This is a genomic window from Pseudonocardia sp. MH-G8 (assembly GCF_002262885.1).
GTDB lineage: Bacteria > Actinomycetota > Actinomycetes > Mycobacteriales > Pseudonocardiaceae > Pseudonocardia.
On sequence record NZ_NKYF01000012.1, the window covers coordinates 61,802 to 85,365 of the forward strand.

At 73.5% G+C, this 23,564-nt stretch carries 20 protein-coding genes; 4 read left to right on the top strand and 16 right to left on the bottom strand.

Going from position 1 to position 23,564, the window contains the following annotated elements:
- The first annotated feature begins 38 nt into the window (after positions 1-38).
- Entirely contained in the window at positions 39-3,401 is a 3,363-nt protein-coding gene (locus CFP66_RS25050) for a molybdopterin-dependent oxidoreductase (protein WP_094927612.1), read from the top strand.
- A gap of 14 nt (positions 3,402-3,415) precedes the next feature.
- Here CFP66_RS25050 and CFP66_RS25055 read toward each other — a convergent pair whose 3' ends face one another.
- The 13 genes from CFP66_RS25055 to CFP66_RS25115 all read right to left on the bottom strand — a co-directional run bounded on the left by CFP66_RS25055 (position 3,416) and on the right by CFP66_RS25115 (position 16,617).
- Positions 3,416-5,026 carry an ABC transporter ATP-binding protein gene (locus tag CFP66_RS25055; RefSeq protein ID WP_094927613.1) on the bottom strand — a complete coding sequence of 537 codons (1,611 nt, stop codon included), beginning with the start codon at positions 5,024-5,026 and terminating at the stop codon, positions 3,416-3,418.
- Positions 5,023-5,895, bottom strand: a complete 873-nt coding sequence (locus CFP66_RS25060; RefSeq protein WP_233159700.1) for an ABC transporter permease — start codon at positions 5,893-5,895, stop codon at positions 5,023-5,025. Before CFP66_RS25060 ends, CFP66_RS25055 begins: the two co-directional genes overlap by 4 nt.
- Entirely contained in the window at positions 5,892-6,872 is a 981-nt protein-coding gene (locus CFP66_RS25065; protein ID WP_094927615.1) for an ABC transporter permease, read from the bottom strand. Before CFP66_RS25065 ends, CFP66_RS25060 begins: the two co-directional genes overlap by 4 nt.
- Positions 6,869-8,419, bottom strand: a complete 1,551-nt coding sequence (locus CFP66_RS25070; RefSeq protein ID WP_094927616.1) for an ABC transporter substrate-binding protein — start codon at positions 8,417-8,419, stop codon at positions 6,869-6,871. The genes CFP66_RS25065 and CFP66_RS25070 overlap by 4 nt, the downstream gene beginning before the upstream one ends.
- A 52-nt stretch (positions 8,420-8,471) precedes the next feature.
- Positions 8,472-8,954, bottom strand: coding sequence for a thioesterase family protein (locus CFP66_RS25075; protein WP_094927617.1), 483 nt, complete (start codon positions 8,952-8,954; stop codon positions 8,472-8,474).
- Positions 8,947-9,921, bottom strand: a complete 975-nt coding sequence (locus tag CFP66_RS25080; RefSeq protein ID WP_094927758.1) for a 3-hydroxyacyl-CoA dehydrogenase NAD-binding domain-containing protein — start codon at positions 9,919-9,921, stop codon at positions 8,947-8,949. The genes CFP66_RS25075 and CFP66_RS25080 overlap by 8 nt, the downstream gene beginning before the upstream one ends.
- Positions 9,914-10,807 (bottom strand): 3-keto-5-aminohexanoate cleavage protein, encoded by an 894-nt coding sequence (locus tag CFP66_RS25085; RefSeq protein ID WP_094927618.1) that lies wholly within the window; start codon positions 10,805-10,807, stop codon positions 9,914-9,916. The genes CFP66_RS25080 and CFP66_RS25085 overlap by 8 nt, the downstream gene beginning before the upstream one ends.
- The gene (locus CFP66_RS25090) at positions 10,804-11,709 is read right to left on the bottom strand and encodes a TetR/AcrR family transcriptional regulator (protein WP_094927619.1); all 906 of its coding nucleotides are present in this window, start codon (positions 11,707-11,709) and stop codon (positions 10,804-10,806) included. Before CFP66_RS25090 ends, CFP66_RS25085 begins: the two co-directional genes overlap by 4 nt.
- Positions 11,710-11,821: 112 nt before the next feature.
- On the bottom strand, positions 11,822-12,034 hold the full coding sequence (locus tag CFP66_RS25095) for a hypothetical protein (RefSeq protein WP_094927620.1): 213 nt from the start codon (positions 12,032-12,034) through the stop codon (positions 11,822-11,824).
- Between the two features lie 133 nt (positions 12,035-12,167).
- Complete coding sequence (locus tag CFP66_RS25100; protein WP_094927621.1) at positions 12,168-12,932, bottom strand: SDR family oxidoreductase; 765 nt, start codon at positions 12,930-12,932, stop codon at positions 12,168-12,170.
- An 85-nt stretch (positions 12,933-13,017) separates the two neighbouring features.
- Positions 13,018-15,195 carry a xanthine dehydrogenase family protein molybdopterin-binding subunit gene (locus CFP66_RS25105; protein WP_094927622.1) on the bottom strand — a complete coding sequence of 726 codons (2,178 nt, stop codon included), beginning with the start codon at positions 15,193-15,195 and terminating at the stop codon, positions 13,018-13,020.
- Positions 15,192-16,166, bottom strand: a complete 975-nt coding sequence (locus CFP66_RS25110; protein ID WP_094927623.1) for a xanthine dehydrogenase family protein subunit M — start codon at positions 16,164-16,166, stop codon at positions 15,192-15,194. The genes CFP66_RS25105 and CFP66_RS25110 overlap by 4 nt, the downstream gene beginning before the upstream one ends.
- Complete coding sequence (locus tag CFP66_RS25115; RefSeq protein WP_094927624.1) at positions 16,153-16,617, bottom strand: (2Fe-2S)-binding protein; 465 nt, start codon at positions 16,615-16,617, stop codon at positions 16,153-16,155. Before CFP66_RS25115 ends, CFP66_RS25110 begins: the two co-directional genes overlap by 14 nt.
- Positions 16,618-16,794: 177 nt before the next feature.
- On the opposite strand from CFP66_RS25115, the gene CFP66_RS25120 reads away from it, so the two are divergent.
- Positions 16,795-17,373 carry a TetR/AcrR family transcriptional regulator gene (locus CFP66_RS25120; RefSeq protein ID WP_094927625.1) on the top strand — a complete coding sequence of 193 codons (579 nt, stop codon included), beginning with the start codon at positions 16,795-16,797 and terminating at the stop codon, positions 17,371-17,373.
- Between the two features lie 7 nt (positions 17,374-17,380).
- On the opposite strand, the gene CFP66_RS25125 is transcribed toward CFP66_RS25120, so the two are convergent.
- On the bottom strand, positions 17,381-19,303 hold the full coding sequence (locus tag CFP66_RS25125) for an FAD/NAD(P)-binding domain-containing protein (protein ID WP_094927626.1): 1,923 nt from the start codon (positions 19,301-19,303) through the stop codon (positions 17,381-17,383).
- 302 nt (positions 19,304-19,605) lie between these two features.
- Here CFP66_RS25125 and CFP66_RS25130 point away from each other — a divergent pair, with 302 nt between their 5' ends.
- Together CFP66_RS25130 and CFP66_RS25135 are read left to right on the top strand one after the other, a co-directional pair.
- A complete protein-coding gene (locus tag CFP66_RS25130; RefSeq protein WP_094927627.1) occupies positions 19,606-20,709 on the top strand; it encodes an LLM class flavin-dependent oxidoreductase in 1,104 nt (367 codons plus the stop codon).
- 87 nt (positions 20,710-20,796) lie between these two features.
- Positions 20,797-21,621 (top strand): SAM-dependent methyltransferase, encoded by an 825-nt coding sequence (locus CFP66_RS25135; protein ID WP_094927628.1) that lies wholly within the window; start codon positions 20,797-20,799, stop codon positions 21,619-21,621.
- Between the two features lie 103 nt (positions 21,622-21,724).
- Here the strand turns inward: CFP66_RS25135 and CFP66_RS25140 are convergent, their stop codons facing one another.
- Both CFP66_RS25140 and CFP66_RS25145 read right to left on the bottom strand, forming a co-directional pair.
- Positions 21,725-22,705 (bottom strand): asparaginase, encoded by a 981-nt coding sequence (locus CFP66_RS25140; protein WP_094927629.1) that lies wholly within the window; start codon positions 22,703-22,705, stop codon positions 21,725-21,727.
- Positions 22,705-23,502 (bottom strand): IclR family transcriptional regulator, encoded by a 798-nt coding sequence (locus CFP66_RS25145; protein ID WP_094927630.1) that lies wholly within the window; start codon positions 23,500-23,502, stop codon positions 22,705-22,707. The genes CFP66_RS25140 and CFP66_RS25145 overlap by 1 nt, the downstream gene beginning before the upstream one ends.
- Between the last annotated feature and the right edge of the window lie 62 nt (positions 23,503-23,564).

Consider the following 23,564-nt stretch of genomic DNA (forward strand, 5'->3'; position numbering starts at 1 on the left):
CTCCTACGGTGGTCGGGGAGGCGACCACAGGGGGGCCCATGGGCGAGGTGCGCGGCTACTGCACCCTCTGCCGTTCGCGCTGCGGCGGCATCTACACCGTCGAGGCCGGTGCGCTGGTGTCGGTCCGGCCCGACGTCGAGCACCCCACCGGTCAGGCGATGTGTCCGAAGGGCAGGGCCGCGCCGGAGATCGTGCACAGCCCGGACCGCCTGACGCGTCCGCTGCGCCGCACCACACCCCGATCGGATCCGGATCCGCGGTGGCGGGAGATCGGGTGGGACGAGGCGCTCGCCGAGATCGCGGAGCGGCTCGGGGAGGTCCGCGACACCAGCGGCCCGGAGGCCGTCGCCTTCTCGGTGACCTCGCCGAGCGGCACGGCGATGTCCGATTCCATCGACTGGGTCGAGCGCTTCATCCGGCTCTACGGCAGCCCGAACATCTGCTACTCGACCGAGATCTGCAACTGGCACAAGGACTACGCACACGCCTTCACCTTCGGTAGCAGCCTCCCGGCGCCCGACTACGCGGGCACCGACCTGGCGATCCTGTGGGGGCACAACCCGGCCAAGACCTGGCTGGCGCAGTCCACGGCCCTGGCCGAGGCGCGGTCCCGCGGCGCCCGCCTCGCGGTGGTGGACCCACGCCGCTCCACCAGCGCGCTGCAGGCCGACCACTGGCTGCGGGTGCGGCCGGGCACGGACGCGGCGCTCGCCATGGGTATCGCACACGAGCTCGTCCGCCGAGGCGGTCACGACGAGGGTTTCGTGCGGGCCTGGAGCAACGGGCCGATGCTGGTCCGCGGCGACACCGGCCGGTTCCTCCGAGCCGAGGACATCGACCCGGCAACCACCGGTTTCGTCGTCTGGAACGAACGCACCGGCCGGGCCGAGCCCTACGACACGACGTTCCCGGCGGCCGCGCCGGACGCCCTGGCGCTGCGGGGCACCCGGCGGGTCCGCACGCGGGCGGGCGACGTCGACTGCGTTCCCGCCTTCGAGCGGTACGCGCAGGCCTGTGCGGAGTGGCCCGTGGAGCGCACCGCTGCGGTCACGGGTGTGGAGCCCGAACGGGTCAGCGCCTTCGTCGACGACCTGGCCGCCGCGCGGTCCGTGGCCTACGCCGCCTGGTCGGGCGTGGGGCAGAGCGCGAACGCGACGCAGACCGAACGCGCGATCGCCACCCTCTACGCGTTGACCGGGAGCTACGACGCCCCGGGCGGCAACGTCGTGCTCCCCCAGCTCCCGGTGAACGCCGTGACCGGGTTCGACCAGCTCGCCCCCGCGCAGCGCGCCAAGGCGCTCGGAGCGCAGCGCCTCCCGCTCGGACCGCCCGCGCAGGGGTGGGTCACCGCACGGGACCTGTGCGAGGCGATCCTGGACGAGCGGCCCTACCCGGTGCGGGCGCTCGTGTCGTTCGGGGGGAACCTGCTGCTCTCCCAGCCCGACCCCGTTCGCACGGCCGCCGCACTGCGCAACCTCGAGTTCTCGGTCCACCTCGACCTGTTCATGAACCCGACCGCGCAGCTCGCCGACATCGTGCTGCCGGTCGGGACCGCGTGGGAGCGCGAGGCCATCAGGATCGGTTTCGCGGGCAGCGAACGGGGGCAGGAACACGTCCAGCACCGACCGAGGATGGTCGAGCCGGTCGGGCAGGCGCGCTCGGACACCGAGGTGGTGTTCGACCTGGCACAGCGCCTTGGCATGGGGGCGGACTTCTTCGACGGCGACGTCGAGGCGGCCTGGAACCACCAGCTGGCTCCGCTCGGGATCACCGTCGACGAGCTGCGCGAGCGCCCCGGCGGCATCCGGATCCCCCTCACGACGCGCCATCGCAAGTACGCCGATGCGCTCGAGCATGGGGGCGTGGCGGGGTTCGCCACGCCGACCCGGCGCGTCGAGCTGTACTCCGAGCGGCTCGCCGAGCACGGCTACCCGGCCGTGCCCGTCCAGCCGGAGGCGGCGCCCGACCTCCGGTTCCCGCTGGTGCTGACCTGCGCCAAGAGCGGGCACTTCTGCCACAGCCAGCACCGCGGGATCTCCTCGTTGCGCCGGCGTTCCCCCGAGCCGGTCGTCGACGTGAGCGGGTCGACGGCCGCGGCCCACGGCATCGCCGACGGCGACCAGGTGGAGATCGCCACCGCCAACGCCTCCGTGCGGATGCGCGCCCGCATCGACCCGGCCCTGCACCCCGACGTCGTGGTCGCCGAGCACGGTTGGTGGCAGTCCGCGCCCGACCTGGCCCTGGCGGGGTCCGACCCGCTGAGCGAGGGCGGCGCGAACTACAACCTGCTCATCGACGACGCCGAACGCGACCCGGTCAGCGGGTCGGTCCCGATGCGCGCGACGAGGTGCGCCGTCCGCCCGGTCGGCGGCACCGGCTGGTCCGGCCAGCGCGGGTTCGAGGTGGCCGCGACGGCGCAGCAGAGCGACGGCGTCGTGTCCGTCCGGCTGCGTCCGCGCGACGGGTCACCGCTGCCGGACTTCCGGCCCGGCCAGCACATCACCCTCGCCACCGAGGACGACCCGGCCACGGTCCGCAGCTACTCCCTCACCTGCGCCGCCCGGGACGCCCGCCGCGGCGCGTACGACATCGCGGTCCGGCGCGTCGAGGCCGGGCACTTCTCGGCGATCGTGCACGAGCGGTTCGCGGCGGGCACCCGGGTGCGCGTGACCGCACCGAACGGTCTGTTCGCGATCCCCACCGAGCACCGCAGGCCGGTCGTGCTGCTCGCCGCGGGGGTCGGTGTCACCCCGTTCGTCGGGTACCTGGAGACCGTCGCCGCCTGCGGAGCCGACGTCCCCGAGATCGTGCTGCACCACGGCAGCCGCGGCGCCGCGTCGCACGTGTTCGGCCACCGCATCCGGTCCCTCGCCGCCGCGATCCCGAACCTGCGCGTCATCGACCACTACAGCAGGCCGGGCGCCGACGAGGTGGCCGGTCGCGACTTCACCCTGCAGGGGCGGGTGCGGGCCGAGCACGTGGAGGCGGACCTGATCCGGCGTCGTGCGCTCTTCTACGTCTGCGGCCCGGAGGGGATGCTCGAGGACCTGGTGGAGGGGCTCGTCGCACGCGGGGTCCCGCGCTTCGAGGTCTTCACCGAACGGTTCCGCTCCACCCCGCGCGAGGTCGCCGTTCCCGACGACGCCACCGCGCGCGTCCGCTTCGCCCGCTCGGACCGGGAGGTGCGGTGGCACCGGCGGGACGGCACCCTGCTCCAGCTCGCCGAGCGCCAGGGCCTCTCGCTGCCCAGCGGCTGCCGGCTGGGACAGTGCGAGAGCTGCACCGTTCCCGTCCTGCAGGGCGAGGTGGCGCACCTCGTGGCCCCCGGCGACGACCTGCCCGACGACCAGTGCCTCACCTGCCAGTCGATTCCGGTCTCCGACGTCGTCCTCGACGCCTGACACGCAGGCCCGGCTCAGCGGGCGACGGTCATCGACGGCGTGTGCTCCAGCAGCTCCCGGGTGTAGGAGTGCTGGGGGTCGGCCAGCACCTGCTCGACCGGGCCCTGCTCGACGATCCGCCCGCCCTGCAGTACCGCGATCCGGTCCGCCACCTCGCGGGCCAGCGCGATGTTGTGGGTGACGAACAGCATGGCCGTGCCCAGGTCGCGCCGGACCAGGGCCAGCAGGTCCAGGATCGCGGCTTGCACCGACACGTCCAGCGCCGAGGTCACCTCGTCGCACACCAGCACGTCGGGTGCGGTCACCAGCGCGCGGGCGATCGCCGCGCGTTGCCGCTCCCCGCCCGACAGCGCGCCCGGGTAGCGCCCGGCGAACGAGGAGTCCAGCCGCACCTGGTCGAGCATGTCGAGCACGCGGGCGCGCCGGGCGTCGGGGTCGAGGTCGGTGAGGTGGCGCAGCGGCACCTCCAGGGAACTGGCGATGGTGCGCCGCGGGTTGAGCGAGGCGAACGGGCTCTGGAACACGTACTGCACGCTGCGCAGCTGGGCGTAGGTGCGCGGCGTGGCGAGCGGCTCGCCGCCCAGCGACAGCGTGCCCGCGTCCAGGTCCAGCAGCCCGGACAGGCCGCGGGCCAGCGTCGTCTTCCCGGAGCCGGACTCACCGAGCAGCATCAGGCACTCGCCGGGCCACAGCTGCAGGTCCACGCCGTCCAGCACCGACTTGGCGCCGTAGCGCTTGCCGGCGCCGGACACGCGCAGCAGCGGTGTGCCCGCCCCGCTCCCGGTCGGCACGGCGTCCTTCTCCACCGCCCGGTGCAGGTCGGGCACCGCCGCGATCAGCTGCCGGGTGTAGGGGTGCTCCGGTGCCTGCACGACCTGCGCGACGGTGCCGGTCTCGACGACCTCGCCCGCCTGCATCACCGCGACCCGGTCGGCCAGCCCGGCGACGACGGCGAGGTCGTGGGTGATGTAGAGCGCGGCCGTGCGTGAGCGGGTCACCAGGTCCCGCACGGTGTCGAGTACCAGGTCCTGGGTGGTGACGTCCAGCCCGGTGGTGGGCTCGTCGAGCACGACGACGTCGGGGCGGCACGCGAACGCGGCCGCGATGCCGACCCGCTGCTGCTGGCCGCCGGAGAGCTGGTGGGGGTAGCGGCGCAGGAAGGCGTCGTCGGTCGGGAGGCCGACGTCGCCGAGCACCTCCCGCACGCGCTCGTTCGCGTCGCCGTCGAAGGCGTGCGCCTCCAGCACCTCACAGACCTGGGTGCCGATGCGCAGCAACGGGTTCAGCGACAGCGCCGGGTCCTGCGGCACGTAGGAGACCAGCCGGCCGCGGACCCCGCGCAGCGTGGCCGCGGGCAGGGTCAGCAGGTCGTCGTGGGTCTCGGTGTGCCCGTGGAACGCGATGGTGCCGCCGGTGCACTCCAGACCGGTCCGGAAGTGGCCGAGCGCGGCCAGCGCGGCCGTCGTCTTGCCGGACCCGGACTCGCCGACGAGCGCGAGGATCTCCCCGGGCGTGACGGCGTAGTCGACGCCGTGCAGCACCTCGCGGCCACCGGTGGTGGCGACCCGCAGGTCGGTGCAGGTGATGGTGGCGGTGATGGTCCCTGTGGTCGTCGGCGCGGTCATGCCGCCACCTCCCCGGTGGTGTCCGCGGACTCCTTGGCGAGCGCGTCCGTGATCATGTTGGTGCCGACGGTGAGCACGGCGATCGCGATCACCGGGAGCAGCACGCCCCACGGCGTGACGATGAGGGCGATCCGGTTCTCGTTGATCTGCAGGCCCCAGTCCGCTGCGGGCGGCTGCACGCCGAGGCCCAGGAACGACAGCGACGCCACGTAGCCGATCGAGTAGGTCAGCCGCAGGCCCAGCTCCACCATCAGCGGTCCGGTGATGTTCGGGAGCACCTCCGTGGTGAGGATCCGCCGTCGTGGCACGCCGTACATCCGCGCCGCCAGCACGTAGTCCTGGCTTGCGACGACCAGGGTCGCCTGGCGGGCCACCCGTGCCACGCGAGGGATGTGCGTGATGCCGATGACCAGCACCAGCAGCCAGCCCGACGAGCCGAGCACGGCCACGGCGAGCAGCGCCAGCACCAGCTGCGGGAAGGACAGCAGCACGTCCCCGCCCCGCATGATCAGCGAATCGAGCCGCCCGCCGGAGTAGCCGGCGAGCATCCCGGTGACCGCGCCGCCGACGATGCCGATCGCGGTGGCGGCCAGCGCGTAGAGCAGCACCGGGCCGCCGCCGGCGAGGAACCGGGTCAGGACGTCGCGCCCGAGGTCGTCGGTGCCCGCGGCGCCGTCGGCGCGGAACGGGCGGCCGGCGAAGTCGTCGATGTCGTAGCCGGTGAGCAGCGGGCCGAGCACCGGCCCGAGCAGGGCGATCAGCACGACGACGAGGGTCAGCACCGCCCCGATCCGCGCCTGGCGGCGGCGGAACGTCCGGCGGAGGAGCCCGGCAGGCGCCGTGTACTGCTGCACAGCGGGGGCGCTCATGCGCCACCTCCCGATGTCGAGTGGCGGATCCGCGGGTCGGCGAGCATTCCGGCCACGTCCGCGGCCAGGTTCACCAGCACGTAGAACGCGGCGATGATCATCGTGATGGCCTGCACGACCTGCACGTCGCGGTTGCTGACGGCATCGATCAACGCTTGGCCGATGCCGGGGTAGCGGAACAGGAACTCCACCACCACGACGCCGCCCGCCAGCCACGCCAGCTGCAACGCCAGCACCTGTGCGACCGGGCCGATCGTGTGCGGGACGGCGTGGCGAACCAGCACCGTCCGCTCCGGGAGGCCCTTGAGCTGGGCCATCTCGACGAACCCGGCGTCGAGCGTCTCGGACAGCGTGGCCCGGGTCATGCGCACGACGTACGGGATCACCACCAGGGCCAGCGTCACGACCGGCAGCACCAGCTGCTCGGGCCGGGACCACACCGGCTCGCCGGGCCGGGCGAGCGTCACCGACGGCAGTACCTGGAACACCGACGTGGCCAGCAGCACCACCAGCAGCACGCCGATCACGAACTCGGGCAGTGCGGCCAGCACCAGGCTCGAGCCGGAGAGGGCGGAGTCGGTGCGCGAGCCGCGGCGCACCGCCGCCCACGCGCCGAGCGCCAGCGCGATCGGCGTGCTGACCAGCGCGGTGAGCACCAGCAGCAGCCCGGACGCGACCAGCCGGCCCGCGAGCAGGTCGGCGACCGGTCCCTGGGTGGCGGCGGAGAAGCCGAGGTCACCGGTGAGGATGCCGCCGAGCCACTCCAGGTAGCGCTGCGGGGCGGGGGCGTCGAGCCCGAGCTGTTCCGACAGCGCCGCGACGCGCTCGGGGGTGGCCTGTTGGCCGAGGATCGCGCGCGCCGGGTCGCCGGGCAGCAGCAGCGTGGCGCCGAACACCAGCAGCGAGACCACCAGCAGCACCAGCACGCTGATCAGCAGCCGCTTCACGATCATGCGGGGGAGCGAGGACCCGGTCATGCGTTCACCCACGCCTTCCGGAACTCGTAGCCGGACAGGGACAACCCGGTTCGGTTCGGGACGAGACCGCCGACGTAGGCCTGGGCCGCGTCCACCCGGTTCGGGAAGCCCCAGATGATGTAGCCGCCGCGGTCGAACTCGATCTCCTGCGCCTGCTGCACCAGCTGCGCGCGCAGCTGCGGATCCACCTCGGAGCGGGCCCGCCCGATCACGGCCAGGTACTCGGGGTCCTCCCAGTGCGTCTCGTTGAACGGGGCGTCCGGCGTGGACGACTGGGACGCCTGCGGGATGTAGTTGCGGGTGTTCCAGAACGACTGGGCGAACTCCCACTGCAGGTACTGGTCGGAGAAGAACGTGGAGGTGTCCACGCGGCGCAGCCCGATCTCGACGCCGGCCGCGCGGGCCTGGGTGGCGAACACCTGCGCCGCCTCGACCGTGCCCGCCTGGATCGGTGAGGTCACCAGCTCCAGCGACAGGTTCGGCTTCCCCGCCGAGGACAGCAGGTCGCGGGCGCGTTGCAGGTCCTGCTCGCGCCGCGGGTCCAGGTACAGGGGGTCGAAGCGGGCGTAGAGGTCGACGCCGCGCACGCCCTGGCCGGACAGCACCTGGTTGACCAGCTCGTCCCGGCCGGCGATCAGCCGCAGCGCCTGCCGGACGCGGACGTCGTCGAACGGAGCGACGTCCACCCGCATGGTGAAGGGCAGCCACGACCCGGTCTCGGAGGTGAGCAGCCGGATCGACTCGTAGGAACCGACGACCTCGGTGAGCGAGAGCGGCACCTGGTCGATCGCGTCGACCTGGCCGGAGAGCAGCGCGTTGATCCGCGCGTCGTCCTCAGCGAAGTTGATCAGCTCGAGCCGGTCCACGTAGGGCTGGTCGGGCCGCCAGTAGCCCTCGTGTCGGACGAACGCGCTCTGCTGGCCCGCCGTGAACGAGGCGAACTTGAAGGCGCCGGTGCCCACCGGGCGCTCGATGTCGAAGTCGGCGGGCACGATGCCGCAGGAGTACTCGGCCAGGTACTGGTCGAACACGGGGGAGGGCTCGGTCAGCTCGAACCGCACCTGCCGGTCCCCGACGACGACGACCTCGCGCAGCACCGAGAACTGGGACGCGCCGGACTTCGGGTCGTTCGGGTCGGTGATGCGGGCGAACGTGGCCACCACGTCGTCCGGGGTGACCGGGCGGCCGTCGTGGAAGGTGATGCCGGGGCGGATCGTCGCGGTCCAGGCGCGGGCACCGGGCTCGGCGCGCACCGACTCGGCGACGGCGGGTTGCAGGGTGTAGGCGTCGTCCCAGTGCAGCAGCGGCTCGTACAGGCTGAGCGTGCGGGCGATGTCCGGGTTGGTCGCCGGGCTGTGCGGGTCGAGCGTGTCCGACGACCCACCGCCGGTCACCCCCACCCGCAGCACGCCCCCGCGACGCGGTGGCCCCGCGTCGCGGACACCGGCAGGCCCGCCGCAGCCCGCCAGCAGGGCCGCCGTGGCGAGCCCGGCAGCACTGCCGAGCAGCCGGCGCCGGCTGAATGCCGGCGCGGTCGGGCTGATCATCGAGATGTCTCCTCGCAACAGGGCCCCGCAGGCGCGGGGCGGCGATCGGGGATCAGGTCGGCGGCCGGGGCACCACCGTCCCGTTGGCCCCGAGCGGGCTGATCGACCGGCCCGCGTGCTCCGGTGCGTCCACGTCGGGGTCGGCCAGCGCGTCGAGTGCCGCGGCCACGCCGTCGGGGAAGGGCAGCGTGCCGTCCGCGCCGACGTGCAGGCACATCAGCTCCTCGGTGGCGGCGAGCCGGCCGTCCGCGTCCAGCTCGTGCCACAGGCGCAGCCGCTTGGCGTCGCGGGCGAGGACCCGGGTGCGCACCTGCAGCTCGGCGCCCAGGGCCACCTCGCGCAGGTACCGGACGTGCGCCTCCACCGTGTAGAGCGAGGAGCCGGTGGCATCCCGGTACGCCGCGCCCATCCCGGTGCGCTCCATCAGCGCGGTCGTCGCGTTCCCGAACACCAGGACGTAGTAGGGCTCGGACAGGTGGCCGTTGTAGTCGATCCACTCGGGCCGGACGGTGTCGGCGTGCCGCAGCTCAGGAATGGCCCGCCCCCGCCGCCCGGGCCTCCTGCACCGCGCGCCGCACCGCGATGACCGCCCGGTCCCGCTCGGCCACCAGCTCGGCCATCGGCCGTCCGCCCGCGCTCACCTCGGCGCCCGCGACCATGTCGTCGCGCAGCTCGCGCGTCAGCTCGGGGGCTTCCAGCCGTGTCCACGGCGACTGCAACGACGGCCCGAAGTGGTCGAGCATGTGCGCCATGCCGCCCTCGCCGCCTGCCAGGTGGAAGGTCAGGCACGGGCCGTGCACCGGCCAGCGCAGGCCGGGGCCGTCGGTGATCGAGCGGTCGATCTCCTCCGGGGTGGCCTCGCCCGCGGCGACCATGTGCAGCGCCTCCCGCCAGATCGCTTCCTGCAGCCGGTTGGCGATGAATCCTGGCAGCTCCTGGTCCATCTCGATGACCGACTTGCCGATGTGGCGGTAGAACGCCGCGGCCCGCGCGGTGGCCCACGCCGCGGTCTGCTCCCCGCCGACCACCTCGACCAGCGGGATCAGGTACGGCGGGTTGAACGGGTGGCCGACGACGAGCCGGGACGGATCGGTCGCGTCGGTGGCCATGTCGGTCATCGGGTAGCCCGACGTGGACGACGCGACGACGACGTCCGGACCGGCGGCTGCCGCCGCGTCGGCCAGTTCCGCCAGCAGGGCGCGCTTGAGGTCCAGGTCCTCCGGCGCGCTCTCCTGCACGAACCCGCTCCCGCTGACGGCTTCGGCCGCGGTGGGGAACAGCGCGATCGCGTGCGGGTCGGCGCCGTCGGCCAGGCCCAGCTCGGTGAGCGCGGGCCACGCCGCGTCGATCACCCGGCGCAGCTTGTCCTCGGCGTCCGGTGCCGGGTCCCACGCTCGCACCCGCAGGCCGCGGGCCAGGAAGTAGGCCGCCCAGCCGGCGCCGATCACACCGGCGCCGATGCAGGCGACGGTCCTGATCTCGGACACGGGACGCTCAGGCACCGGCACGCTCCTTCAGGCCCAGGATCTCCCGCGCCCGGTCCGGGGAGGCCACCGTGGCGCCCAGGTCCTGCACGATCTGCACGGCGCGCTCGGTGAGCTGCTCGTTGGTCGCCTTCACACCGCGGGCGAGGTACAGGTTGTCCTCCAGCCCGACGCGGACGTGCCCGCCCTGCAGCATCGACTGAGCCACCCACGGCAGCTGGTCGCGCCCGATCGCGAACGACGCGAAGTTCGAGCCCGCCGGGAGCAGGTTGACCATCGCGGCCAGCACGCCCGCGTCGGCCGGGGCGCCGTAGGGGATGCCCATGCACAGCTGGAACAGCGGCGGGGCGTCGATCAGGCCTTCCTCGACCATCAGGGAGGCGAACCGCAGCTGCCCGGTGTCGAAGATCTCCAGCTCCGGCTTCACCCCCAGCTCCTGCACCCGCTTCGCGCCGGTGCGCAGCATGTCCGGGGTGGAGATGTAGAGCTGGTTGCCCTCGCCGAAGTTCAGCGAGCCGCAGTCGAGCGTGCAGATGTCGGGCAGCAGCTCCTCGACGTGCGGCAGCCGCTCCAGGGCGTTCACCAGGTCGGTGCCGTCGATCGGCTTGAGCGGGTCCTCGGCGTCGATCACGAGGTCGCCGCCCATGCCCGCCGTCAGGTTCAGCACGACGTCGACGCCCGAGTCCCGGATCCGGGTCACGGTCTCGCGGTAGAGCGACACCGCCCGGGACGGGTCGCCGGTCTCGGGGTCGCGCACGTGGATGTGCACGACCGCGGCCCCGGCGCGGGCCGCGGCGATCGCGTCGCCGGCGATCGCGGCCGGGGTGACGGGCACGTGCGGGCTCCTGCCCACCGTGTTCCCGGCCCCGGTCACCGCACAGGTGATGATGGCGTCACGGTTCATCCGGCCTCCGTCGCAGGATGGGTGTTCCGGCGCCGCAGGAGTACGGCCCGGTCGATGAAGTCGTGCAGGACCGCGCGCATCTCCTCCGGGCTGGTGCCCGGGGTCGCGGCCATGACCTGGATGCCCAGGCCGTCGATCAGGGCGGTGAGCTGGCGGGCGAGCGACTCGGCGCGGCCGGGGACGAACACCCCGGCGTCGGCGCCGTCGGCCAGGGTCATCAGCACGCTGCGGTACCAGCGGTCGTAGGAGTCCCAGTAGAGCTCGCGGCGGGCCGGGTCGATCGCGGTCTCCGCCCAGACCTGGATCCAGATCGACCACTCGCGGCGCAGCAGCAGCCCCGACGGCAGCTGCAGGTCGATCAGCCGCAGTAGCCGGGCGTGCGGGTCGGGGACCTCGCCCAGCGCGGCGACCTGCCGGTCGAAGGCGAGCTTCACATTGTGCCGCAGCGCCTCGTCGAGCAGCCCGGACCGGGTGGGGAAGTGGTAGTGGATCGCCGCCGGGCTGGTGCCGCAGGCCTGGGCGACGTCCGCGGTGCGCACCCGGTGGTAGCCGCGGTCGGCGATCAGGTTCCAGGCCGCCTCGAGGATCCGCCTGCGGGCCTGGGCGCCCCGACGGCCCGGGGACTGCGTGCGGGCCGCGCCGCGCGGGACGGCCGTGTGCGTGCGGGCGTCGTCGCGGCCGTGCAGCAGCCAGTTGACGGTGACGCCGGCGGCGTCGGCGATCGCGACCAGCTCCGCCGCGGGGAAGCGCCGGCGCCCGGCCAGCGACTTGGACAGCTTCGTCTCCTCCAGCCCGATCGCCTCGGCGAACCGGCGCTGGGTCCACCCGTCACGGGCGAGCAGCTCCCGCACCCGTGCCGCGACGTCCGTGTCCGTGGCGGGGACGGGACGGGTGGCGGTCATTGCCCGGCAACCTAGTGGCGGACTTGCGAACATCGCAAACGCGGGAGTCGGGGTACGAGGGCACGAGTTCCTGACCGGTGCGACGGTCAGGTTGCGGTGGGTAGGCGTGCGACTACCGGCGGGCCCTCGCTGTGGCGCCGCTGCCGGCCAGCCAGCCGGTGCCCACGGCGAGGGAGGCCACGATCACCGCGGTCGTGAGCCCGCCCACCAGCAGCGCGACGATGACGATCAGCAGGAGTGGTGCGAGGAGCGTGTGCTCGCCCGGCACACGCCGCTCGGGGGCACCGTGCATCGGTTCCCCCGGCCTCGACGCGACCCACTTCACGGGGCATCTCCTCCAGCGTCGTTGCGCCTTGTCGACCGCCGTGGGCCACTGTGCCTGGTTCAGGGCCGCGCCGCCGGGCCTGGACCGCGAAGAGTCACTTCCGCGCGAATTGCCGGGACTCGGCAACCGCGGGCTACTGGGCCGCTTTCGAGTCCCCGTCCACGGGCAGCGTCTGGCCGGAGATGCAACGGCCGTGTTCGCCGGCGAGGAAGACCGCCAGGGCGGCGATGTCGGCGGGATCGACGAACGCCTTGACCGACTGGTTGGCGAGCGCCTTCTCGCGCTCGACGTCGATGCTGTCGCCGGACACCGCTGCGCGACCGGCCAGGACCTGCTCCATCCGCGGCCCGGCCACCGCGCCGGGTTGGATGGTGTTCACGGTGATCCCGTCGCCGCCGAGCTCGAGGGCCAGCGTCTTGGCGAAACCGACCAGACCCCACTTGGTGGTCGAGTAGCCGACCCGGTTGGCGTAGCCGACGCGCCCGGCCAGCGAGCTCATCACGATGATCGACCCCCGCGGCGACTTCCTGAGCAGCGGGATCGCCTTCTGGGTGATCGCGAACGTCGCGGTCAGGTTGACCGCGACCACTTCGTCCCAGGCTCGCGGGTCGTAGTGCTCGACCGGCGCCGTCGGTCCGGCGACGCCGACATTGTTGATCAGCACGTCGAGGCCGCCGAGGGCCTCCTGCAGATCGGCGAAGAGCCGGTCGACGCCGGCCGGGTCGGTGACGTCGCAGACCGTCGCGGTGACGGCGTCCGTGCCCCGCGTCGCGTCCGCGACGGCCTCGCCGTCCACGTCCGCGATGTGCACCAGCGCGCCGTCCGCGACGAAGGCTCGCGCGATCGCCCACCCGATGCCGCCGGCGCCCGCCGTGACCAGAACCCGCTGTCGACCCACTCGTGCCCCCACCTGTGTCCCCGGTCGCGCCTCGCCCCGATCTTCGCACCGTGATCGGGGCGAGGCGTACCTCAGCGTCGTACCGTCACTGCTCCAGCAGGTCCTCGATCGCGATCGGGATCCGCCGGACCCGGATGCCGGTGGCGTTGTGGACGGCGTTGGCGACCGCCGCCGCCATCCCCACGACGCCGATCTCGCCCAGCCCGCGCGCCCCGACCGGGTTGTGCAGGGTGTCCGGGTACTGGACGAACTCGACGTCGACCTCGGGGATGTCGGCGTTCACCGGGAGCAGGTAGCCCGCGAGGTCGGCGTTGGCGAAGCGGCCGCTCTCCTCGATCTCCAGGCCCTCGTGCAGCGCTGCCGAGACGCCCCAGATCATGCCGCCCATGATCTGGCTGCGGGCCGCCTGCGCGTTGATGATCCGACCGGCGTCGAACACACCCAGCATCCGCGACACCCGGACCTCGCGCGTCCACCGGTGCACCCGGACCTCGCAGAACTGCGCCCCGAACGAGCTGAACGAGTGCTTCGTGAGCTCCTCGCCCGCCGCCGAGGAACCGATCGCGGCGATCGAGTCGCGACCCGCCGCCCGCAGCACCTCGCCGAAGGTCAGGCTGCGACCGTCGGTGGCCAGCACCCGACCGTCGGCGTAGGTGACGTCGTCATCGCCCTCGAACGGCGCTCCCGGCCCGGACGCCAGCGCGAGCAGGTCGTCGATCACCTTCGGAGCGGCGACCATGATGGCCGAGCCCGCGCTCGCCGTGGCCGTCGAGCCGCCGGACATGCCGCCCGGTGGCAGCGCCGAATCGCCCAGCCGCGGTGTGACCCGCTCGGGGGCGATGTCGAGGGACTCCGCACCGATCAGGGACAGCACGGTGAGCAGGCCGGTGCCCGGGTCCGCGCCGCTGGTGGCCACCTCGGCCGTGTCGTCGTCGTGCAGGGTCACCCGCACGCTCGCCGGGAACCGCAGGGCCGGGAACATCGCGGTGGCCGTGCCCACGCCGACGAGACAGTCGCCGTCGACGCGACCCCGCGGGGTGCGCTCCGCCCAGCGGAACCGGGCGGCGCCCACGCGGAAGCACTCGTCGAGGTGCTTGCTCGACCACTGCAGGTCCCTGCCGGGGGGCGCGGTCGAGCTGTTGCGCTGACGCAGCTCGATCGGGTCCATGTCGAGCGTGACCGCCAGCTCGTCGATCGCGCTCTCCAGCGCGAACGACCCGGGCGCCTCACCCGGCGCCCGCATGAACGTGGTGGGTGGGACGTGCAGCGGCACCATCTTCTGGCTGATGGCGACGTTCGGGGTGGCGTACCACTCCCGGGAGGTGCCGTGCGAGGTCGGCTCGACGAACCCGCCGCCCGCCGGGGTGCTGGACCACGAGTCGTGGCGCAGCGCCACCAGCGTCCCGTCCTTCTCCGCGCCGATGGACATGCGCTGCACCGTTGCGGGACGGGTGGCGGTGGCGGTGAAGACCTGCTCCCGGGTGAGCGCGGCCTTGACGGGCCGGTCGAGCTCCCGGGCGGCGGCCGCCGCCAGGAACGCGGGGATGGACAGGGCCTTGCCGCCGAACGCCCCGCCGACGAAGGGGTTCACGACGCGGACCGCCGCGTGGTCCTCGCCCAACGCGTCGGCCAGCGCCGAGGCCACGAGGTCCGAGCCCTGGTTGCCGGTGTAGACGGTGACCTTGCCGGACTCCCACACGGCCATCGCGGAGTGCGGCTCCATCGCGGCGTGGTTCTGCGTGGCGGTGGTGTAGGTCGCGTCGACGACCACGGGGCTCGCCGCGAGCGCGTCCTCGATGGACTCGACCCCGGGCGCGAGCACGGAGAGCGCCGGCGGGGAGCCGTCGAGGGAGGGCGGCGCGTCCACGGCCGTGGCGAGGCCGTCGCTCATCGAGGTCGATGCCGGCCGCTCGTCGTAGGTGACCCGCACGAGCGCTGCCGCGTCTCGCGCCTGCTCGAAGGTCTCCGCGACGACGAAGCCGATCGGCTGGCCGTAGTAGGTGACGTCGGTGCTCTGCAGCGGTACCCAGATCGGCCCCAGCATCGCCGTGACGGGCGCGGTCAGCGGCAACGGCGCGAACGGCGTGTAGACGGCGAGCACTCCCGGCGCGCTGCGCGCCGCCGCGACGTCCATGTCCGTGATCTCGCCGTGCGCCGTGGTGCTGAGCACGACGTACCCGAAGACCATCCCGGGGACGTTGTTGTCCAGCGCGTACCTGGCCCGGCCCGTGACCTTCAGCGGGGCGTCCAACCGGCCGATCATGCGCGATCCCCTTCCGTCTCGAACCGGGTGACCTCGAGCAGCGCGCGGATGACGGTCCGCTCGAGCAGGGGCACCTTGAAGCCGTTCGCCGACAGCGGCCGGGCTCCGTCGGCCGCGAGGGCCGCGGCCTCTTCGAAGGAGGCCTGGGTCGCGGGCTTCCCGCGCAGGGCCGCCTCCACGGCCGTGAGCCGCCAGGGCACGGTGGCCACGCCGCCGACCGCCACCCGGGCGTCGACGACCTGCCCGTCCCGGACGTCGAGGGCGACCGCCGCGGAGCAGAGCGCGAACTCGTAGGACTGCCGGTCCCGCACCTTGACGTAGGTGGAGCGTGCGGCCCAGTCCAGGCGCGGCACCACGACCTCGCTGATCAGCTCGCCCGCGCGCAGGTCGTGCTCGATCTCGGGGGTGTCGCCGGGCGTGCGGTAGAAGTCGGCCAGCGCGACGGTGCGTTCCCCGTCGGCGCCGACCAGCCGGACCTGCGCGTCGAGCGCGACGAGGGCGACCGCCAGGTCGCTGGCGTGGGTGGCCACGCAGGAATCGCTGGTGCCCAGCACCGCGTGCATCCGGTTGGCGCCCTCGATCGCCGAGCAGCCGCTGCCGGGATCGCGGCGGTTGCACGGCGTGGCGACGTCGCGGAAGTAGCTGCAGCGGGTGCGCTGCATCAGGTTGCCGCCGATGCTGGCCATGTTGCGCAGCTGCTGGGACGCGCTGAGCAGGAGCGCCCGCGAGATCACCGGGTACACGCCGGGGCGGGCGGCGACGTCGCTCATCCGCTCCAGGGCGCCGATGCGCAGCCCGTCGGAGGTGTCGATGCCGCGCAGCGGCAGGGCGTTGATGTCCAGGACCCGCTGCGGGGTCAGGACGTCGAGCTTCATCAGGTCGACCAGCGTGGTGCCGCCGGCGAGGAACGTGCCGGGCGCGTCGAGGGCTTCGTCGACGGTCGTGGGCGCCGTGAGCTCAAACTGCCGCATCTGCCCGCCTCGTCTGCTCGCTCGCCTGCTCGATGGCCGCGACGATGTTCGGGTAGGCCGAGCAGCGGCAGATGTTGCCGGACATGAACTCCCGGACGTCCGGCACGTCCTGCTCGACGGCGGCGACGGCCGACATGATCTGCCCGGACGTGCAGAAGCCGCACTGCAGGGCGTCCTGGTCCACGAACGCCTGCTGCACGGGGTGCAGCTCGTCGCCGTCGGCCAGGCCTTCCACGGTGGTCACCGGCTGCGTGACGGTGGCGGCCAGGGTCAGGCACGAGAGCACCGGCCGGCCGCCGACGTGCACCGTGCAGGCGCCGCACTGCCCGCGGTCGCAGCCCTTCTTCGGACCGGTGACGTCGAGGCGCTCGCGGAGCGCGTCCAGGAGGGTCACACCTGGGTCGACGCTCAGCTTCTCGGGTCTACCGTTGACTTCGATCGAGATGTCCACAGGCTCTCTTTCCCGCTGACCCGCGCACCGAGGACGGTCGGGGCGGGTCGTGGTGGTGGGTGGGAACGTGTCGCCATCCCGAAGCTAGCGGATTATTATCCGCTTCGCAACGACGTCTCGCCCCGCAAGCGCCCCGACTGCATTACCGTGGATCGTTCACGACCCGAGCCGGGAGGGGTGAGGACGACGGGTTCGGTCAGCCATCGCCGTGCCGACACCCGGCGCAACCACGAGCGCATCCTCGCGGTCGCCGCCGAGGTGCTCCCCACCGGCGAGATGTCCTTCAACACCATCGCGAAGAAGGCCGGTGTCGGTGTCGGCACCGTCTACCGGCACTTCCCCACGCAGGACGCCCTCGTCCTCGCGGTCTACCGGCGCGAGGTGCGCCACCTCGTCGAGGTCGTGCCGTGCCTGCTGCAGGAGCACCACCCGGAGAAGGCGTTCCGCACGTGGGTGACCGGCCACCTGGCGCGGTACATGATGACCAAGCGGGGCCTTGCGGGCGCGCTGCAGAAGGCGAGCACCTCCGCACCGGGGGACGTGGCGGCCGACGCCTACCGGGCCATGGCCGGGTCGGCGACCGCGCTGGTGGAGGCGAACGTCCGAGCCGGCACCGTGCGATCCGACCTGGATCCCGAGACGGTACTGCGCGGGCTCGGCGGCCTGATGTTCCTCGACCCGGACGGCGACTGGCGACGCCAGACCGAGAGCCTCGTCGACCTGCTCTGGCGCGGCATGGCCGCAGATTCCCCCTGAGCGGGGATCACGCGGCGGACGCGCCGGACGCGGCACCGGGCAGGCACTGCAGGACCGCGCGGGCGACGGCGTCGTTGTAGCGCAGGCTCTGCGCGTTCATGCCGGGCCGGGTGAAGGCGCCTGCCACCTTCACCGCGGTGTGCGGCCCGACCGCGAACCGGCGCGGGTGCACCGCGCCGGACGCGTCGACGAGCGCCCCGTCGGCGGGCCGCACGCGGATCAGCCCGGTGTTGCGCAGGACCGTGCCGTCGTCGGCGACGAGCACGTCCTCGCTGACCGCCCCCTCGCGCAGCAGGCTCGCGAGCAGCGGGTCGACGGTGCGGGCGGCGCTGGCGTCGGGAAGCCGGGCGTCGACCAGTGCGGTCGCGGTGACGGGGGCGGCGCCCTCGAGCGTCGCGCTCCCGGCCCGGAACGCGCCGTCGCCGACGTCCACCCACATTCCGGCGCCGAGGAACTCGACGAACCCCGCGCGGGAGAGCGCGAGCAGCTCCCGCACCCGGAAACCCGGGGGCCCGCTGGCCACGCCGTTGAAGAAGCTCTGCCAGCGGGCGAGGTCGAACGCGCGCGACCGGGCGGACAGCGCCCCGGAACCCGCCAACCGTGTCGTCTGCGCGTACACCGAGAGCATCGCGGCGAACGCCCCGAGGTGCGGGGTGTGCGCCGGGTCGAGGTGCTGGCGCAGGTCCTCGGCGATCCGCTCGCGGACGAGTGGCTGCAGCGCGGCCAGGTCGGGCGCGCGCACGCCGTCGAGAGGTCGGTCGAGCGCGGCGAAGTCGATGCGGTCGACCGGGTCGGGCACGGCCGCGGCGATCAGCGCGGCCATCTCCGGCGTCTCCCAGCCGAGCTGCGCGTACCGCGCGGCGAACCCGGCCCACGGCAGCCGGACGCGGTCCGGGTGTCCCAGGAACAGCTCGTGGTACCAGCCCCAGGCGATCTCCTTGGCCATCAGCGGCCAGGCCTGCCGCGCCAGGTCGACGGGCTCGCCCGACCCGATCAGCGCGTCCACGGCCTGCGCGCCGAAGAACCGCGGCAGCGGTGGGCGGCCCGCGCGCAGGGCGTAGTGGGGCTTGGAGTGGTAGGGCATGCCCCGCGGCGACCCGGCCACCAGTCGCGGCTCGGCACCGGAGGGCACGTAGCGCAGCGACCCGTCCGGGTCGTCGGGCTCCTCCGGCTCGAAGCGGCCGCCGCGGCCTTCGAAGAGCAGCACGAGGAGGTCCACGAACGCCAGCCCCATCCCGCGCACGAGCACCCTCTCGCCGGGGCGGAGCACCGACAGGTCGGAGTCGGTGGTCTGCTCCGGGGGCAGGTAGCGCAGCCCGAGCCCGCCGGCGCGGGCGGCCAGGGCGCGCTCCTCGTCGGTGGGGCCGGCGTCGAGGTGGCCGGAGGCGAGCACCACCGCGTCGACGCGCAGCGCCGCGCCGTCCTCGAGGTGCACGACCTGCGCCGAGCCGTCCTCGGTGATCCCGATGGCCCGCGTCCGGTGGATCTGCGCCCGCATCCCGCGGGGCAGACCGGCGATCACCTCGCGCAGGACCCGGGCCAGGTAGGCGCTCTGCAACCGCCTGCTGGGGAACGTCGAGGCGGTGACGGCCCGCATCTCGGCCGCGAGCGCGGGGCCCAGCGCGTCGGGGTCGCCGTGCGCGCGCAGGTCCTGCGCCCAGTCCCAGAACGAGGGGCCCGGACGGATCGGGCCTGCGCAGTCGACGGAGTCGTCGGTGAAGATCGTGACGTCGGCGGCCATCGAGTTCATCGCCAGCAGCGGCGACTGGTCGTGCCGCCAGATCCGCCCCGCACCCGCGGGGTAGGGGTCGATGAGGTGCACGTGCAGCCCGCCGGGATGCAGCTCGGGCGCGCTGGCGGCCATGCGCTCGAGGATGCCGGCGCCCCGCGGACCTGCTCCGACGATCGCCACCGCGTCTGCGGGAGCCATGGGTTTTCCTCTCGGGAGACGAACGGAGGTGATCCGTGCGTCCGCGTCAGAGGGCGGCGCTGGTGCGGCACAGGTCCACGTGCCACCGCCGCGAGAGCCCCGTACCCACGCCCCGACTGTAGGCGGCGCCCGGGCCGGGGGCGAGTGGTTGACGTCCCCACCTCCCGGTGCTGGAGTGGAGGGGTGTCCATCCGGGTTCCGCTGGTGAGTCGCGCGCACGTCGACTTCGGCCGCGTGTGGTCGGCGGTGTGTCCGGGCTCCTGACCCGACACGTCCCCCCACAACCGGACAGGAGCACACACATGCCCGTCGAGTTCCTCGGCATGGGAGCCACCCACGACGGCACCGAGACCCACCCGCGGTCCGGTCCCGCGTTCGACAAGGAGTTCACCCTCGCGCTGGCCCGCGCGCACGAGGAGACCGGCTGGGACCGCGTCCTCACCGCGTACGGCTCCGGCAGCCCGGACCCCGCGCAGGCGGCCGCCTACATCGCCGACCACACCGAGCGCCTGCAACTGCTGCTCGCCCACCGACCGAACGTCTCCTACCCGACGTTCACCGCGAAGACCGTGGCCACGCTCGACCAGATGAGCGGCGGCAGGCTCACGTTGCACGTCATCACCGGCGGCAACGACCACGAGCAGCAGCGCGAGGGCGACACCCTGCCCAAGGACCGCCGCTACGACCGCACCCGCGAGGCCATCCAAGTCTTCAAGAAGGCGTGGACGTCGCGCGAGCCGTTCGACTTCCACGGCGACCACTACGACTTCACCGACTTCGTGCTCGACGTGGAGCCCGCCCAGCAGCCGCGGCCGCTGATCTCCTTCGGCGGCTCGTCGGCGGCCGCCTACCGCGTCGGGGCGGAGGAGGCGGACATCTACGCGCTCTGGGGCGAGCCGCTCGCCTCCACCGCCGAGCAGATCGCCACGATCACGCAGCTGGCGCAGGCGGCGGGGCGCCCGGCGCCCACGTTCCAGGTGGCGTTCCGCCCGATCCTCGGCCGCACCGAGGAGGAGGCCTGGGAGAAGGCGTACGCCACGGTCGCCGCGATCCGGGAGCGCACCCAGGGCGGCGCGGCCCCGCTCACCCGCCGCCACAAGCTCACCGACCCGGAGAACACGGGCTCCCAGCGCCTGCTCGCGGCCGCGGAGCAGGGCGAGCGCCACGACCGGGCCCTGTGGACGGTCACCGCGCAGGCCACGGGCGGCGCGGGCAACTCCACCGCGCTCGTCGGCACGCCCGAGACCGTGGCCGCGGCGCTGCTGGACTACTACGACCTCGGGGTGCGGATCCTCTCCGCCCGCGGCTACGACCTGCTCGAGGACGCGAAGGAGTTCGGCCGGGAGGTGATCCCGCTGGTCCGCGCCGAGGTGGCCAAGCGCGACGCCGCCGGGCACGCCGCCTGACGAAGATCGACGTAGTGCCGGATCGACGTAGTGCCGGAGCCCTAGGATCCGCCTCGAACCGGGTAGGGCATCGAGGGGAGCCAGTCCATGGACGGATCGTCCGGACCGCGGGTCGAGCTGGACCTGCACACCGACCGGGCGCACGGCGCGCGGATCTACGATTACGTCCTGGGCGGCAAGGACAACTACGCCCCCGACCGGGCGGCCGCCGAGGCCGCGATGACGACCTTTCCGTCGCTGCGGGTCTCGATGCGGGCCAACCGGGCGTTCATGCGCCGGGTCGGCCGGTTCCTCGCCGCCGAGTGCGGGATCCGGCAGTTCCTCGACATCGGCACCGGCATCCCGACCTCGCCGAACCTGCACGAGGTGGTGCAGGCCGTCACGCCGTCCGCCCGCATCGTCTACACCGACAACGACCCGATCGTCCTCGCCCACGCGCGGGCGCTGATGACGAGCGACCCGCAGGGTCGTACGGCCTACACCCAGGCCGACCTGCGCAACCCCGATGCCATCCTCGCCGCGCCGCAGCTGGGCGCGACGCTGGACCTGGACGAGCCGGTCGGGCTGCTCGCCATCGCGGTGCTGCACTTCATCGAGGACGACGACGAGGCACACCGGGTCGTGGGGCGGCTGCTCGACGCGCTGCCCGCGGGGAGCTGGCTCGCCCTGTCGACGGCCACCGGGGACCTCGACCCGGCGGGAACCGCCACCGTGGAGGCCGCCTACCAGGCCCGCGGCGAGGTGCTGAAGCACCGCACCCGGGCGCAGGTCGAGCGGTTCTTCGACGGCCTGGAGCCGGCGGACCCCGGTGTCGTGCAGGTGCACAAGTGGCGTTCCGACGAACTGGCCACGGCCGAGGTGAAGCACGACGCCGACGTCGCGCTGTTCGGGGGCGTGGCGCGCAAGCCGTGAGCACCGGCCGTTCGCGGTCAAGATCTTGAGTATCGGTTGTCCATTGCTGTGATCACGACGATGAGCAACCGATACTTCGGATCTTGATGTGCGGAGGCGGTGATCAGGGGGTTCCGGCGGGGAAGAGCTCCTCGCCGGGGATGCCGGCGGACAGGCCGAACGCCAGGCGCAGCCTCGCCTTCGCCGGCGTCAGGTATGCCGCGAAGTGCAGCCCCGCCTCCCGGAGCTCGATCTCCGAGCCGGCGCCGCCGTAGGTCCGAGCGAGCAGCGCGCCGTCCGGGCAGCGGCTGGTGACGACGACCGGGCGGCCGGACCCGGCGAACCGGATCAGCGACTCCCCGAGCGCGGGCGAGACGTGGCCGCCGCCGAGCGCGGCGACGACCAGTCCGTCGAGATCCGCTGCGACCGCATCGACCAGCGTGCCGTCCACGCCGGTGGCGGCCGCGACGATGGCGACCCGCCGGGTCGGTGGGGCGGTGCGGGGGAGGCGGTCCGGGACGGGCGGAGGGCCGAGCAGCAGCTCGAGCCGGTCCTCGACGACGGAGCCCACGGGGCCGGCCGCGGGCGACGCGAACGCGGCGACGCGGGCGCTGTGCATCTTCGTGACCAGGCGGGCGACGTGCACCTCGTCGGCGAACACCACGACCGGGCCGTACGCGGCCACGGCCGGCTGCGCGGCCGCCACGAGCGCGGCTCGCACGTTCGCGGGCCCGTCCGGGCCTGCGAGGTGCGGCGCGCGCATCGCCCCGGTGACGACGACGGGCACGGCGGTCTGCACCAGCAGGCTCAGCGCGTAGGCCGTTTCCTCGAGCGTGTCGGTGCCGTGTGTGACGACGACGCCGTCGCGGCCCGCCGCGATCGCGGCGCGCACGGCGTCGGCCAGTGTCCACAGGTCGTCGAGGGACATCGCCCGGGACGAGCGGCGCAGCACGTCCTCGGCGTGGACCTCGATCCCGTCGGGCAGCGCGGAGGCTCCGGGTGCGAGCGCATCGGCCCCGCTGTGCCCCCGTGCTCCGGCGCTCGAGGGGACGACCGAGATCGTGCCGCCGGTGGCGATCAGGCCGATCGATCGGGTCGCGGGCATCAGGCGGGGCTGTCCGAGAACACCGGGTGCGAGCTGCCCAGCTCGGCGGACAGGGCGTCGGCCGCCCGCAGGACGGCCCGCGTGGCCCGCGCCCGCGCGTCCGGGTCGGCGGCCCGGGGTCCCGGAGCGGTGATCGTGACGCTGGAGCTCACGCGGTCCTCGCCGTCGCGGATCGGGGCCGACACCGCCCAGGCGTTGGGGTCCAGCTCGTTGTCGCACACGGCGTAACCGAGGGCCCGGACCTCCCTCAGGACCGCGATGACCTCTTCGATCTCGCTCGGGGTGCCCGCGGTGTACTCGGTGAGCGGTGCGGATCCGGCCAGCAGCGTGCGGGCGGCCGCCTCGTCCAGGTGGGCGAGGATCGCGCGGCTCGACGCCGCGGCGTGCAGCGGCATCTCCTGGCCGATGCGGACGAACAACCGCAGCGGGTGCTCGGCCTCGACGATGGAGACGCACACCGGGACGTCGCCGACCAGCTCGGTGAGGAACGCGGTCTCTCCCGTCTCGGCCGCCGCCTCGACCAGCGCGGGCGGGGGCTGGACGAGCCGGGCGCTCGCGGGACCGGTGCCACCGCCGAGCGCCCGCGCGGCGCGTCCGACGAAGTAGCGCTTGGTCACCGGTGAGCGGCGCAGGTAGTCGCTCTGGCTGAGCGTGGCGAGGATCCGGTGCAGGCTGCCGAGCGGGATGTCGAGCTCGTCGTGCAGCTCCTGGAGGGTGCGCCCGCCGCGCGTCGACGCCACCGCGTTGAGCACCTCGACGGCGCGGACCACCACCTCGACCGGCTTGGCCACGCCCATCGACCAGTTCCTCCCGTTGCTGTCACCCGGTCCCCGGGTTCTCACTGTAGACACCGCCGCAC